Source organism: Flavobacterium sp. DW-iso2 (assembly GCF_058725285.1).
This window is the reverse complement of the sequence record NZ_JBZXDY010000003.1, coordinates 88,351-103,305: the sequence shown is the minus strand read 5'-3', so window position 1 is coordinate 103,305 and position 14,955 is coordinate 88,351. Positions and strand designations below refer to the sequence as shown.

Here is a 14,955-nt window from a genome sequence, read left to right as displayed (position 1 = left end):
AAAAAATATTTTTAATTTTTTTTTGGTCGAATACGTGAACTAAACCAAGTCATCCCCGGACTCTTTTCAAATTTTGGGAGATACCCGGGCAGAGGTGATATGGTTCTTAAAAAAAACCAATCATATTATTTCTGATTTAATTCATTTGTTTAATCTTTTAAATTATTAAAACTATGGTTACAATTACAGATTACAAAGCGTTCCAAAAAGAAAATGGAGAAGAATTTTATTCACTCGTTGTTCAAGGTGGAGTTGAAGCTATTAAAAGCAAGGAAACCGGCAGAACCTATCTTACTGCTAGAACAACAAATCTTGCCTGTACATTCAACGAAATTACGTGTAAGTCCTTAATTGGCACACAACTTCCTGGACAAATCAGAAAAGTAGAAGTTGAACCTTACGATTATACTGATCGTAACACAGGAGAAATTATTGAATTAACTCATCGATATAAGTACTTATCCGATGAAGATGCTATCATTACTGATAACGTCATCAAACAAGAAGAGGTGTACTAAAACAACTCAAAATAGACAATATACATAAGGAACTTCAGCAATGAGGTTCCTTTTTTTTGTCTAATAACTTAATTAAAATTTTAAAAATTAAAATTATGCAATTACAAAAAGCAGCAAGACATCAAGTAAAATTAAGAATTGGATTATCTGGTCCTAGTGGATTTGGCAAAACTTATTCAGCCTTATTAATGGCTTATGGAATAACAAATGATTGGAATAAAATTGCCTTGATTGATACAGAAAATAAGAGTGCAAGTTTATATTCACACCTAGGTGATTTTAATGTTTTATCATTAGACGAACCATTCTCTCCCGAACGATATTTAGAAGCTATTAAGCTCTGTGAAGATTCCAACATAGAATTAATTATTATTGATTCTATCAGTCATGAGTGGCAAGGAAAAGGCGGTTGTTTGGAGATTCACGAACAGTTAGGAGGACGTTTTCAAGATTGGGCTAAAGTCACACCAAGACACAACTCTTTCATAGATGCAATCATTCTCTCGAAATGCCATTTAATTACCACTTCAAGAAGTAAAGTAGATTATAGCCTTGACAAAGACAGCAATGGAAAAACTAAAGTGATGAAACTTGGAACTAAATCCATTACGAGAGAAGGGTTTGAATATGAATTAACGGTGAATTTTGAGTTTCTTAATGACAAACATTTAGTACAAGCATCAAAGGATCGAACAGAACTTTTCTCTGGCAAACCTGAATTCATTATTAATTCATCAACAGGTAAAAAACTAATTGAATGGTGCAACCAAGGTATCTCTATTGAAGCGGTTAAAAATGAAATTGTATCAAGTAATACACCTGAAGAGTTAAAAGAAATTTATGCTAAATATCCAACTCTGAAAAGTCAAATACATCCACTTATTATAGATAGAAAAGCCATTATTGATGGAGATGCTTCTCAACTTATTCCAGAAAATGAAATCGTACAACCATTAAAAAACCAAGAAAATGAATCTAGTTTTAAATAATACAGAAAATCAAGTTATTGACGAAACAGAGGTAATTACTGCTGTACGCTCCAATTTTATTGAGGCTAATACAATAGCAGTAGATATAGATCATCTTAAATCAGATTGTATCATTCCAGTCTTTGCAAAAGATAACGAATCAACAATTAGTCATTATGAATTTATTCAAAGTGCCAAAGAGGTTGTAGAAGAAATTTTAGATTATAAAGGTGTTTTAGATACTCAAATAAGAGTAAGTCATCAAATTAAAGGCAGAATTCCATCAGCTGTTGGGAAGCCCGCAAAAGAACTCCTAGAGCACGAAAAAACATTGTATTACGAACGTATGGCATTTGTTATTGAAATACCTGAAATTAGCGAAATGATTAATGGCAACAAACTGTGTTTATCCATAGGTGGTGTACGATCCTACAATCAGGAAAATCTTTTCAGCAAAAAATCCATAGAGAAATTTAAGGTCTTTATAGGGTTTCAAAATAAGGTGTGTACTAACCTTTGTATTTCAACAGATGGACTTAAACATGACCTTCGTGTATCGTCAGTTTCAGAATTAAAATCTAAAATCTATGAACTGATAAATAGCTATGATAAAAAAAAACATTTGCATGAGATGAACGAGATGAGTCGCTTTTCTATTAATGAAACTCAATTTGCTCACTTGATTGGAAAAATGAAAATATACTCCTTCTTAGATAAAGAGACCAAACGAAACCTCTTTCATCTAAACATTAACGACAATCAAATTAACACGATTGTAAAGGATTATCATAGTGACCCCAACTTTGCAAGATTTGAAAATGGAGCTATTGACTTCTGGAGACTATACAACTTGTTTACAGAAGCTGCTAAGAGCGCTTACATTGATACCAATTTTGAAAAGAATGTCAATGCATACGAGTTTATGAATTACCTCGCAAATTTCATTAAAAATGATCAGAGCAACTGGTTCCTTCATTAGTATTATCATAGCTTTTACACTATGATTTATTAACAGTTTGTCCTTTTCAAAAAATAAAAATTTAGATAAAAAATGACAAAAAAAGAGTTGGCAGAGCTGTTAAAATACAGTTCTCCTCTAGAAATCTATGTTATTACTTGGAAAAACACCTTAACAAAACTGTATTGTCCATTTGAAGTCAAGGTTTTGCAAGACATTGGTACGCTCAAAACAGGACAATATGTATTTGTGGAGGAAATCAAAGTTACCATAGAATTAAAAACAGTGTTTATTATTGACACTAAAGCGTATTACTATTATCATTTTCAGATCGTAATATGAATCAAGACGGCAGTTATGTTGTATTTTGGATACCCAAGCTTTTGAGTCGTTCTCTGCCTTATCAAAAAAACCCTGAAAAAGTTAGCAAAGCTAGCGGATGATTGTACAAAATATGTACATTCATCCGTTTTTTATAAATTTATTGCTAATAATTGATTTATTTAACTGTTTTAATAAAAATAGTTGTCAATATATTAGGAATTGTCATAATTATTCATTACTTTTGCAGTAACATTACAATTTTGACTTTTAAGTGTGTCAAAATATTCTACAAATTTCCAAAAAATCTACAAAACAATTATCGCTTAATATTAACTCTTGTAGCTTAGTCTGACTAGACAGACTCGTCTTACTTCACAAGACTCTATAAAACAAGTAGTTTAAAATTGTAATTAAATATTTAATTAATTTAAATCATTTAATTATGACAAAATCAACACAACAAAATGAACTGGCAACAAGACCATTCAGCATTACAAGGGCAAAAGATCTATTTACAAAAGTTCAAAACCAACCAGAACCAATAATTGTTTGGAATGGTATAACCGAGGGTTCTAAAGGATTAATTGTTGGAGTAAGTAAAACAGGAAAAACTACATTAGCAGAGAATTTAGCAATATCGCTTGCGGTAGGTAGAAAAGATTTTTTCAACTTTCCTTTACCAAATAAACCAGAAAAGGTATTATTTATTAACCTAGAAGAGAACTACAGATTACGAAGTAGAAGAAATTTAAAACAAATTTCTACATTGACTGAAGAGGAAAAAGATATCTTTTTTGAAAATTATTATCCTACTCCAGAGGATTTTCCTGAATTTCTGAATACAGAATCGGATTGGTTGTACCTACAGCAATATATTGAGGAAGTAGATCCAAAATATGTCTTTATTGATAGTCTTTCTCATATGGTAGAAGGACAAATCGAGAACAGCGAAACTGGAATTAAATTCATAAAAAAATTTAGACATTATTTAGGTTCACTAAACAAAACATTAATAATTGTACATCACAATACTAAAGGTAATGAGAAGCCTATTGATCAGGACAGTATTGCGGGCAGTAGAGTAATTGCTCAAGAGTTTGAATACGCTATAGGATTAGGAAATGTACCAAATCGAGATGGTGGGAATTATTTATGTATGCTATATAACAAGCATATTGAAAAAGATGACAGAACTGCCTTCACTTATAAAATTGATGAAATTAATTGGGTAAGCAATATTGGCTCTTGTAACAAATTTGATTTATATAAAGAAAGTAAGATTGATTACAGAAACAACACTACTAATAAGGATGTAATATTCGATTATATAAACAGTCATTGTAGTCAGCATAGTCAGACCATAAAAACAAACACTCTTTATGAGAATTTTACTTTAGGTGAGAATAAAACTATGTCAAAAGATACATTTCACAAAAGTATAAACAAATTAGTTGAAGATAATAAAATCGTTAATTTAGGAAAGGGGGAATATACGATTCATGAAAATAAAAAATAATCAATTTATCATATACAAAGCACAAAACACGATTACCGGAGAATGTTATATCGGTGCAACTACCAAATCTATTGAAGAGAGAAAACAAGATCACTTGCAAAAAGCCAGCACAGGTAATGGCCATAAATTTCATTATGCAATTACTACAACTGGAGCAGATAATTTCACTTGGGAACAACTCGACACAGCTTCCAGTTCAAACGAATTAGCAGAAAAGGAGACTAAGTACATTTATGATTTTAAAGCGCAAGAGGAAGGCTATAATAGCGATTCTGGTGGAGGTTTTCAAAAGCTAGTGTATCATTACGATGAAAATGGAACTCTAATAGAAACTTATAATAGTTTAACTGAAATTAAAGAAACTTTAGGAATAGACAAACAGCGAATTTCAAATGCCTGTTTAAATTCTACCATGTTTAATGGCAGTTTCTGGTCTTATAGACAATTAGAAAAGATTACTCCAAAAACAGATTTAAGGGTTAAACCTGTCAATCAATATTCTTTAAATTTTGAATTTATTGGAAATTTTAAATCAGCAGCCGAGGCTTCTAGAAAAACTGGAATTTCTAAATCTTGTATTACCAAATGTTGCCGGGGTGAACGTAAATCTTCAGGAGGATTTATTTGGAATTATTTATAAAAATGAAGACAGCTCAAAAGGCTGTCTTTTTTGTTAAAATTATTTAAAAGACCCTTTTATTTAAACTTGGAGTTTGAGAATTAGGCTCATTTATAGGCTTGTCAAACTTCATAATGATTGGCATTGGAAAATCTACACCAGTCAATATTGCTTCTCCTTCTCCTAGAATAGGTAAAAACTCTAATGTATTTTTATTAGCAGAACTACAAGCATTATTAATTGCTTCCTTGTCATTATGATTTATTAGTCTATGAACAATGAAAGTTCCCATTTGACTTAATGTTCCTTGAGGAATATCTCTCGGCATTTGAGTAGCGATGCAAAGAAACAAACCGTGTTTTCTACATTCTTTAGCTATTAACTCAAAAGCATCTAATTTTGTATTATCAAAATATTCATCCCTTATTGATTTATTCACGAACTGATGAGCTTCATCTATAAACAGAACAAGGGGTTTGTTTTTAACTGATTTTTTAAAGTCAAAATTACCATTTCTAGCTGTTTTTAATAGATACATTCCTAGTGCGTTTGCTAAAACTTCTTTTATTTGAAATGCAAAAGGTACATTGTCAAATGAAATTCTTAAAAGCCTCTTTTTGCTTTCTGGCTTGTTAAAATTTTTAATCTCATTAATAATATCCTCCTTAATATTATTATCAAATCCAAATATTTTTTTAAAATCAACATCACTTAATGCTTGATGAATTCTTAAAATTAAACTTGAAGCATTACCTTGATTTCTATTGTCAATACTATTACTCCAATTATCTCCAAAAATCTGAAAACATTCATTATTTATCTGTTTGGTTAGATTTTTTATCTCAAAATTTAACTGATTAAAGTCATTTAGTTCATCTGAATATTTAGCGCATAATCTATTAAATGGTTTTGTTGGTTTTCCTTGTTTAACTATACATCCATTATTTACTTCAATTGAAAGAATCTCACTTTTTTGACCTTTAAAAGAATAAGTTATTTTTGTATCGTCTTCAGTTATGGTGTAGGATGCTTTGTTAGATTCTAGTATTTTTGCTAGCTTTAATGAGTTTATTGCTTCTAGTAAAATTGGTTGTTGTACTTGACCAGATGGTCTAAACATTAAAAACAAATCAGAAATTGACAAATTTGAATAATGATAGTAATATTCAATACCTAAGTTACACTCCTGACATATTTCTAAAGAATCAAAACTTGAATATTCGCCAGTAGCATCAATTAAGATTGCTTTGTTATCAGTTTCTATCAATGATTCTATTAATTTGCTTACCGTGTAACTTTTTCCTCCTCCAGTTGTTCCTACAACAGCACAATGTCGCCCAAAAACAGATTGCAAGTTGACTTTTACTTCAGTTGAAGGACTTGAAACTAGATTGCCTAATTTAATAGGTACTGATATCCCCCCATCTTTTGCACCAAATCTTGACATATATTCTTGTACAAGTTGACCAGAACTAACAAATACTTTAGCTCCTATGTTTGGGTAAGAAGTTAATCCTTTCTTTACTTTTAAAGGTTCGTAAAGGTCAAACGACAAGAGGATTTCGATTTTTCCAGTTGGGTGAAAATCGCTAGTTTGAAATGCTTTTTCGTTTAGAGAAAGTCTTTCAGATTCAGGAAGAGATAATTCTGTTATTCTACCTAAAAAACCATTTTTATCTCCTTCTATTATGACAAAACTACCAACTAAACCACCGTTAAATTCTTCTCCAAAATGTGTAAAACCATTTAGCAATATTGAGGAAGGAAAATGAACTTTTACATATTGAGGAAATACTTGATTGATGTAGCCTAGAAAATACTCGTGTCTAAATGGATTAATCTTTAGTTCGCTCATTTCTCAGGTTTATAGTTGGTAAATCATTATTTTCATAAGTTCCAATTTCAGGAAAGTTATCTGCAAAATCAGAAAATGTCTCAGATACTAATATTATTCGCTCTGTTTGTAGTGCTAATTTTTTTATTTCTTTAAGTGATGATGCAGTATTTTTATTATCAAATCCAGGATCAATAATCGCTAAACGGAAACTTGGATTTTGATTTAAAGCTTCTTCAATAGAAGAATTTATATGTTTGTCATTAAAGCTGTAGCCGATACATAACAAGAGTGTATCATTATTGATTCGTAAATTTCGTTGAAAACGAGCCATCATTTCAAAAAATGGTTGGTCGTATGAGTCTTCATATTTTGCTTGCCTAGGGTAGACCATTAAAGGGTAGACGGGTTTTTCACTAATAATCGTTTTATCTCCCTTTGTTTCCCAGTTTACAGAGCCATGTAATTTGTGTAAGTGGAAAACTCTTTGGATGAAGTTGTCTTCTTCTTGTACTTTACTTCCTTCTCTTTGAACAATATCATAATCAAAATGACGACCACTGAAAGTTCGGGGAAGAGTAAACGAAAATCCATCAATCATTATTGCGTTAATTTTTTGGGAAGCATACTCGAAAAGCAAATCATAGTTAAGTGTAAAGACCTTAATTCTTGGACTTGTTACTTTTCTCTGTAATAATTTTTCTAAAAGAATTTTATGAGGAAAAATTGAGGTGTCTTCGGGACATAGAATAGAACAATGTGTTTTTATAATTTCAAATAAGTCATCTTTTATATCGGATAATTTAACTTCCTTACTATCTAATTCAATTTTTATGTCATCATTAAAATAAATAGTTCCTTCAATTTTAGACAATAAGATTTCTAAATTTGTATCCGTATAATCATGTTTAACTTTCTCGCAAATTATTTCAAAACCGTTTTCTTCAATTGTACTGTTGTTAATTAAATCTCTTACTTCATATTTTTCATTAGCTATATTCCAAAGAGTTTGCATTGAAGGGCCACCTACATCCATTGATGCACCAGCTCCTGTAAGTATGAGAAAGTTTTTAAAAGGTTTTCTAAAGAATGACGTATATATTTCCCTTTTTAATTCTTGTGCATCTTTAACGGTTGGAATAATAGGTTTTTCACCCTCTATTTTCTTATTAAAAGGTCTTAAATTTTTTATATAATTTAGCATTCCTTTATCGAAATCAGGATTTTGTACTTCAACTGTTTTGTGCTTACCATTAATTAGTAAATATTTCCATTCTTCTTCCATATGTTTATGTATATTTTAATAGTAATTATTTACTTATTTATGATTTTTCAATACAATTTTATCTATTACCCTGAGTCTTGATAGCAATGTTGAGTTTAAATTGAATTCTATTGTAATTGGTTAATTTTGAAACGTCTTCTGTATTTATACCTGCGCTAAAAAAACTAACCACATTTAATTTTCCTCCAAGTCCTGTTTTTTCCTCTTCGTTTGTTGTAATTGCAATATCAAAATTTACTTCATTATAACGTGTATCACTGATACCTGACCCAAAGTCATTCGAGACAATGTATTCGTGCCCTTCTCTAACTCCATCAGTTAGCTGAACAATCGTCTGTTTGATAAATTCTTTTAATTCCATTTTTCTATTTTCTAACTATTTTCCACAATTCCTATTTCCTCTTCACTCAATCCATACAACTCATAAACCATCTTATCAATAGCTTTATCAGTAGCATCAATTTGAGATTTTAATTCCAATGCTATTTTGCTTTCCTGCATAAAATAATCCTCCCATTCTGCTTCTTGAGACAAAGAGAATTTTACTTTCTTTTTAGCTAACTCTTTGATGAATTCTGGATAAGTCAATTTGTACCAATCTTGTAATTTTTTTGGCAAATCTTCTAACTCAAATTTCCTTTGAATAGTTCTTTGGAATTTTTGAGATTGATCTTGAAGTTCTTTATTTATTGAAAGCATTTCGTCTGCTTTTTCAAGAAATAAGTTTAATTGTGCTTCAATATTTTTGGATATTGGTAAATTTCTAACATCATTTATTAATATTTTTGGGATAGAGGTTTCTGCATTAGCTTTTGGATTTACTTTCAAATGATACCAAGTTAAAAGTTTTGAGTTAATAACAGTCAATATTGCTTTCAAAATATCAATCTTTTCTCTACTAATGATGTTAATTATTGATGGAGTATTATAAAACTCTTTTTCTAAATAAACCGATGATAACTTGTATCTATTCCCTCTTGTAATTTCCATAATAATAATTCTATGACTATTAAAAAATTTTGGATTTACATAAGAAGCAACGTGCGTTCCGTATTTAACATACTGAAATGATTCATTATAAGCATATCTTCTAATATCTTGTCCTTGAATTTCTTGTTTCCACTCATCATTTTGTTTCTCTAATGAATGCCAAAGCCTTTTATCCACAATTTTGTTACCTTCAATTTCACCATAATTTTTAATCAGGTCACTTCTTCTATATGGAATATAGCCTTGCGAAACTTCACAATAATCATTTAAGGGGTTAGAAATTTTCTTTATTTTATTGATAAGCTGAATATCAAATGATGAGTTGTTCAAGTTAATTTGTAAATCATCTGTACTTAAAATATCTCGAGTATCTAATTCATTTGATAAATAAATAGTTTGATTTTCTACTTTGCCTATTTTGATTTTGCTTTTTAACTCTTCTTTTTTAAGCATTAATATTACAGTATCTAAATCTGCTGATTCAAAAATTTTTGTAGGTAAATCAATAATTCTTTCAATATCATAACTTAAAATAAATTCTCTTAATTTCTTGTGCTGCTGTATTGTTAAAAAAGTATATGGAATAATATATCCTAAAAGTCCTCTTTCCTTTGTTATACGAACACCTTTTTCAATAAATATAGCATAAGTATCAAGTTTATATGATGCGGTTAAATAATTTGATATATAAAATTTTTGAACATCTTTTGAAATATATGCTCCATAGGGCGGATTTCCAATAACCACATCAAAACCACCATTTTCAAATATTTGAGGAAATTCATTATGCCAATTAAAGGCTTTTTCTCCTGCAATTTCAGCATCATCAATTAAAGAGTTTCCACATTTAATATTGTTGTTTAAATCATTTAATTTTCTGTTGGGTTGGGCAGTTCTAAGCCATAAAGAAAGTTTAGCAATCTCTACACTTTCTTCATTCAAATCAACTCCAAATAAGTTATTCTCCAGGATGCTTTTCTCCACATCACTCAATACCATAGCATCTCCAAAGAGCTTGGCTTGCAATTCATCAATGTACCTGTGTTCATCTATTAAGAAATCTAATGCTTGGTTTAGGAATGCTCCAGAGCCACAAGCGGGATCACAAATAGTCAACTGCAACAGCCATTCTCTATACTGCGTTAGCTTATCTAATAAAGGCTTTTTGATTGCTTTATCAGCAGTTATAGCAGCCTTGGTTGCTTTGACTGGTTTAATGCTGGCTATATATTCCTCCTCTATAATTTCAATTTCAGTTTTCTTTTCCTCACACAATTTACCCACGGTGTTTTCTACTATATATTTAGTAATGTACTTTGGAGTATAAAAAACACCGTCTTTTTTACGTTTGGTTTTAGATTTGTCAATTGCAGTACCTTCTAATTGGGCTTTAATTTCATCCAATTCATTCAAGGAATTTTCAAAAATATGCCCTAAAATATTGACGTCTACTTCACTAGCAAAATCATACTCAGACAGTTTTAAAGTATGGGTATACAATAAGTCATCATCAATAATAATACTATCTAAAATTCCATCTGGTTTAAATAAGCCACCATTATAAGCAAACACATCATACTGCTTGCCTTTATAACCTGTATTCAAATAACCAAAATACTTCTTGAATCTATCATACAACGGTGTGTATTCGTCTAATTCTCGTAATTGATTCCATTGACATAATATCAGCTTAACAGAGTTAGGAGGTAGTAGGTTTCTATCCTCACCAAATAGCAAAAACAAAAATCGATCTAATAGCTTTTGAGATTTTTTAAAAAGTTCCAGTGGTTCATAAGCTGGATTCAAAGCCACTAAACTTTGGTACAATTCTCTTTTAAAAATAGAATAGTCCTTATATAGTTTTTTGGTGATTACATCCTCTTCACTAAGCGATTCCTCTTTGATTTTTTTGGCAACTTCATTAGCTATGTTTTCATAACCAAGACATAAATAGAGTAACGAGAAGTCTTCTTGCGTAAGTGTGAACAAATTGAATTCTATGTGTTCTATGGCATTATCAATATAGAATCGTAGTTTTTCAAAATTAGAAGTAATAACATACACACATTCCGGCTGATTGTTTTTATAACCAAAAGCTTGTACTTCAATCTTACCTAAATCGGTAGTATTGGTTCCTTTTAGCTCAATTACAGCCTTAACTTTGGTATCTATAATAACAGCTCCATCAGCTTTTTTACTGTCTTTAACATTCTTATATTCAGTAGTAAGATTGTATGGCGTCTCTGAGGAAGAAGCAGGTTTGGTGTACCCTAATATTTTTACAAATAAATCCTCAAGGAATTCACCTTGATACTGTTCTTCTTTTAAACTTTTAATCTCTTCCTGAACTTTAGGATTCAAGAAATGGGTTTTATAAGATTCCCATTTAAGAGAAATACGTTCCTTATTTTGGGTGTTTAAATATTTAGTAATTACCGTCTTTTGAAAAAGGGACATCTTGTGGAATTAATAGTTTTTATAAAAGTAACAAATTAAAGTAGATTTCGTAGGAATTACTTTCCTACTTATCTAATACTTGTAATTTAGTACTAGTTGACTTTCCCCAAATAAAGTATTAATAATGGCAATTAGCAATACCCATAATTAGTGATATTTTAAAAGCAATAAGTTTTAATTCTTTTGCCTATTCTTTTTAAGAATTTCTCCAATAACAGACTTACTAACTTTAAGTTCGGTATCTTTTAATTCCTCTTCAATCTTTCTAACAGACATACCTTTACTTGCAAGTTCTTTTACTTTATCAACAATTGCGCTATTATCCTTCTTAGCACTTTGATTCTTACTATTCCTGTCGCCAGTCTCTTTAAAAATTAAATCAGAATTCATTTCAAGTACATAACTCTTAGTTTTAAAAGAACTATCGAGAAAATTTGCTTTCAATACCCACAAATCTTTGTAATTCTCTATGTAACTACTTGGTCGAAGTTCAATCACAACTCTCATTTTAGCTTCAAATGCTTGTGATCCAATTATGCTGTCTTTACTTGGGGTATTCTTTTGAGTGTTTTTACCGATGTGGTGTAGAAAGATAATTAGACAGTTATATTTTTTGGCAATTTTATCATAGTCATTTAAGAACTGACGAACCTGAGTATTAGCATTAATCTCTTTGGCAAATACATCAGAAAACGCATCGATAACGATTAGGTCACAAGGTTCTTTTTCTAAACGTTTTTTAAGTTTATCTAAAAGATTTTCAGCGTCAAAAATGAATTGTAAATTTTTCAATAAAGAAAAGTCTAAATTCTCCTCTTGCACAATCATGTAATTAACTTGCTTTCTAATAGCAGCACTAACAGAATTGGAGTCATCCTCAGTACTAACATAAATAACCTTATTACTTTCACAATTAAGTTTACAACCAATAAAAGTTTCTTTTTGTAAAACTATATTTAAACTAAGCTGTCTTAGAAAAGTAGATTTACCACTGTCGGAGGTTCCAACTAAAGCGGCTAAACCTACTTTTTGAAAAAAGGGATCTAATAATTTTGGTACAGTGTCAATTTCGAGATTGTACAATTCCAGTGCATCAAATGAACTTTTGTACTCATCAACAGTTTCTGATGCAGTAGAATTCTCTGAGCCTTCAAACAAGCTTTTAAATTCGTTAGCGATTTCACCAGGTAAAGAATTTAATTCCATCAAAATAACTTTATAATATTTAATTAGAGAACAAATAGTTTAAGGTACATAATGTCCTAATAGTATAATACTACAAGGACAGGACAATATTAAAATATTTTGATTAATTTTACACTATATATAATACTAATAGGCATACAATTCGGTAACATAAAAAAATAAAATAACGTAAAGTATTGATTTAACTGCTAGTCACACTCCTTGGTTCGAGCCCAAGAGAGGGAGCGAAAAGCAGAAAGCCTTTACAGCAATGTAAAGGCTTTTTTTTTGTATTAAAGTGAATGGAGATCGATCCTAGCTCAGATCATAACGAAAACCGGATCAAGTCGAAAACCTCTAGACAATTAAAAATACCCCGTTTAACGATGCCTTTCTAATTAAGTAATATCCACTTTTTATCACTGTTTAGTTTAAACGTGCCAATGTGTTCTTTATTCCATTCTTGCGGCCCTATCAGCGAAAGAAAGTTCATCCCAGCTGCGTCCCGATATAAATGATAGATTTCGCCAATAACGGGCTCAAATGAAAATTTAGAATTATATACTAATTCGTTCCATTCGTATTCTTCCATTAGATTTTGATATTGCGTTCTTAGTTCGTTAAACTTATTTTCAAACTCTTTGTTTACATTACTAATGCCTCTACTTTTCCAAGAAACAACATCGTCCATTCTAATTACTGGCGCACCTAAATTTGTAGCATAAGGCAATATATTTGCATTAAACCCTTCATCATCTGAATACACAACATTATCGGGTCTTTTACTTTTCATGCTTTTACTTTTTAAATTTATTTTCAAATGAATCCACTAATTTATTTACAAGAAATTTATTGTTTAACAATTACTGTGCAAAGTTAAACAAAAACAATTGATTCCCTTTTAGCAAATTAATTTATTTAAAAAAAAGAAATGCTGTAGTACATGAAATGCTGAAAAAACAGCTAAAGCATCGCATTCACTTTTAACTTTCCAGAAAAAATTGAAAAAAAGTGATCCCTAATTTTGTTCAAACTGATAATGTATTCGCGTGAAATTCGTGGCCAAAAAAATTACCGATAAAAAAAACAGGTACTATAATTTTTTAACAGCAAATACCCTGCTCCCAAAGCAGCTACTATTGTTGATTAAATAATCAATACCTTGCTAGATATAAAACTACCTCGTTCATTCCCGCACAACACTAACTCTTGGATCGATCAGAGCCGCTTTATGGTCGCTGTAAAACAATTGAAATAATATTAAGAACTTTTAGATCAAAATAATGACAAAATCAATACTAACTTTCGTGCTGGCTGTAACCCTTCTTGGCTGCAATAATAATAAAGAAAAACAACAAGAATTAATACTTAAGACTAAGGAATTACAACTGAAAGAAAAAGAGATAGAGTTAAGAGAAAAGAGACTCGCTACAGAGAAAGCCGATACCACTACAGTTGGTTTAGGTCAACAAGCCACCGATAACGCTACTCCAATCCCAGCAGCAGTCACAAAAAACTCCGACAAATCTAAAAACAGAAAACTACGCTATTTGTACTACTCAAATGGAGGTTTGCGTGCCTATTTTAATGATGGAAGCATTATTGATTGTTCACGATGTAATTTGACAAAAGAAAATATTCAATTTCTTCAAAATGATACCGTAGAGAAACCTATTCAGTCCTATACAATCGAAAAAGATGGAAGCTTACTCGTTGACGGCTGGAAACATGAATATCCAGTCGTAAATAAGGAGGAAAATTATGAAGGTTGGGCGATGATCAATTACAAATGGTTCGTCACCTATTAACGCAACTTGAGTTAATATCCGTTAGAACCTGCCACTACTTTATGGGCGTTAGCTGATTTCAAGGTACTATATAAAAATCATAAATTGACTCGCTTGAGACTACCGCTTCCTAGTAAACCCAAAACCTGCAGCACATACATTGCAGCACCATTAAATAACTGGTTACCAGACTCATTTTTCTTACTTGCTACAATACTTCTGTTTCTTTATATTCAAAAAAAATTGGCCCCATTTTTCCCCACAAAAGCATTTATTCCCCTTTTTTATAATTTTTTTTAAAAAAAAACACCCTTTTACGGGAAACCGTAAGGAAAGCTCAATAACGTCTCGTATGTTTGTCATGAATAACAAAGGGTATTGCTTTACAGCGTTCATTATTCTTGTAGGTTTTTTGGATTTATATGTAAAGCGAAAAAAGGGCTATCGGTAACGATAGCCTTTTTTGTTACCGTCGTTTCGTTCCTTTTTGAAACCCAATTGCCAAAAAATAACT

General features: G+C 30.7%; 13 protein-coding genes. 7 read left to right on the top strand and 6 right to left on the bottom strand.

The window, feature by feature from the left end; all coding sequences use genetic code 11:
- Positions 1 to 173 precede the first annotated feature (173 nt).
- The 6 genes from AC4PRO_RS03155 (at position 174) to AC4PRO_RS03130 (ending at position 4,924) form a co-directional block, all read left to right on the top strand.
- Positions 174 to 518 (top strand): hypothetical protein, encoded by a 345-nt coding sequence (locus AC4PRO_RS03155; protein WP_492116285.1) that lies wholly within the window; start codon positions 174 to 176, stop codon positions 516 to 518.
- A gap of 95 nt (positions 519 to 613) precedes the next feature.
- Positions 614 to 1,507: an AAA family ATPase gene (locus AC4PRO_RS03150; RefSeq protein ID WP_492116284.1), complete on the top strand. Its 894-nt coding sequence runs from the start codon at positions 614 to 616 to the stop codon at positions 1,505 to 1,507.
- Complete coding sequence (locus AC4PRO_RS03145; RefSeq protein WP_492116283.1) at positions 1,488 to 2,465, top strand: DUF3871 family protein; 978 nt, start codon at positions 1,488 to 1,490, stop codon at positions 2,463 to 2,465. Before AC4PRO_RS03150 ends, AC4PRO_RS03145 begins: the two co-directional genes overlap by 20 nt.
- A gap of 72 nt (positions 2,466 to 2,537) precedes the next feature.
- Entirely contained in the window at positions 2,538 to 2,786 is a 249-nt protein-coding gene (locus AC4PRO_RS03140; RefSeq protein WP_492116282.1) for a hypothetical protein, read from the top strand.
- 424 nt (positions 2,787 to 3,210) lie between these two features.
- A complete protein-coding gene (locus AC4PRO_RS03135; RefSeq protein ID WP_492116281.1) occupies positions 3,211 to 4,284 on the top strand; it encodes an AAA family ATPase in 1,074 nt (357 codons plus the stop codon).
- A complete protein-coding gene (locus AC4PRO_RS03130; protein ID WP_492116280.1) occupies positions 4,268 to 4,924 on the top strand; it encodes an NUMOD1 domain-containing DNA-binding protein in 657 nt (218 codons plus the stop codon). The genes AC4PRO_RS03135 and AC4PRO_RS03130 overlap by 17 nt, the downstream gene beginning before the upstream one ends.
- A gap of 43 nt (positions 4,925 to 4,967) precedes the next feature.
- Here AC4PRO_RS03130 and AC4PRO_RS03125 read toward each other — a convergent pair whose 3' ends face one another.
- From AC4PRO_RS03125 to AC4PRO_RS03100, 6 genes are all read right to left on the bottom strand, one after another.
- Positions 4,968 to 6,758 carry an ATP-binding protein gene (locus tag AC4PRO_RS03125; protein ID WP_492116279.1) on the bottom strand — a complete coding sequence of 597 codons (1,791 nt, stop codon included), beginning with the start codon at positions 6,756 to 6,758 and terminating at the stop codon, positions 4,968 to 4,970.
- A complete protein-coding gene (locus tag AC4PRO_RS03120; protein WP_492116278.1) occupies positions 6,739 to 8,022 on the bottom strand; it encodes an SIR2 family protein in 1,284 nt (427 codons plus the stop codon). Before AC4PRO_RS03120 ends, AC4PRO_RS03125 begins: the two co-directional genes overlap by 20 nt.
- Before the next feature lie 58 nt (positions 8,023 to 8,080).
- On the bottom strand, positions 8,081 to 8,383 hold the full coding sequence (locus AC4PRO_RS03115) for a hypothetical protein (RefSeq protein ID WP_492116277.1): 303 nt from the start codon (positions 8,381 to 8,383) through the stop codon (positions 8,081 to 8,083).
- 11 nt (positions 8,384 to 8,394) lie between these two features.
- Positions 8,395 to 11,469, bottom strand: a complete 3,075-nt coding sequence (locus AC4PRO_RS03110) for an Eco57I restriction-modification methylase domain-containing protein (RefSeq protein ID WP_492116276.1) — start codon at positions 11,467 to 11,469, stop codon at positions 8,395 to 8,397.
- Positions 11,470 to 11,643: 174 nt separating this feature from the next.
- Positions 11,644 to 12,675 carry an AAA family ATPase gene (locus tag AC4PRO_RS03105; RefSeq protein ID WP_492116275.1) on the bottom strand — a complete coding sequence of 344 codons (1,032 nt, stop codon included), beginning with the start codon at positions 12,673 to 12,675 and terminating at the stop codon, positions 11,644 to 11,646.
- A gap of 373 nt (positions 12,676 to 13,048) precedes the next feature.
- Entirely contained in the window at positions 13,049 to 13,447 is a 399-nt protein-coding gene (locus AC4PRO_RS03100; protein ID WP_492116274.1) for a DUF2452 domain-containing protein, read from the bottom strand.
- A gap of 490 nt (positions 13,448 to 13,937) precedes the next feature.
- Here AC4PRO_RS03100 and AC4PRO_RS03095 point away from each other — a divergent pair, with 490 nt between their 5' ends.
- Entirely contained in the window at positions 13,938 to 14,462 is a 525-nt protein-coding gene (locus AC4PRO_RS03095; RefSeq protein ID WP_492116273.1) for a hypothetical protein, read from the top strand.
- Positions 14,463 to 14,955: the final 493 nt, after the last annotated feature.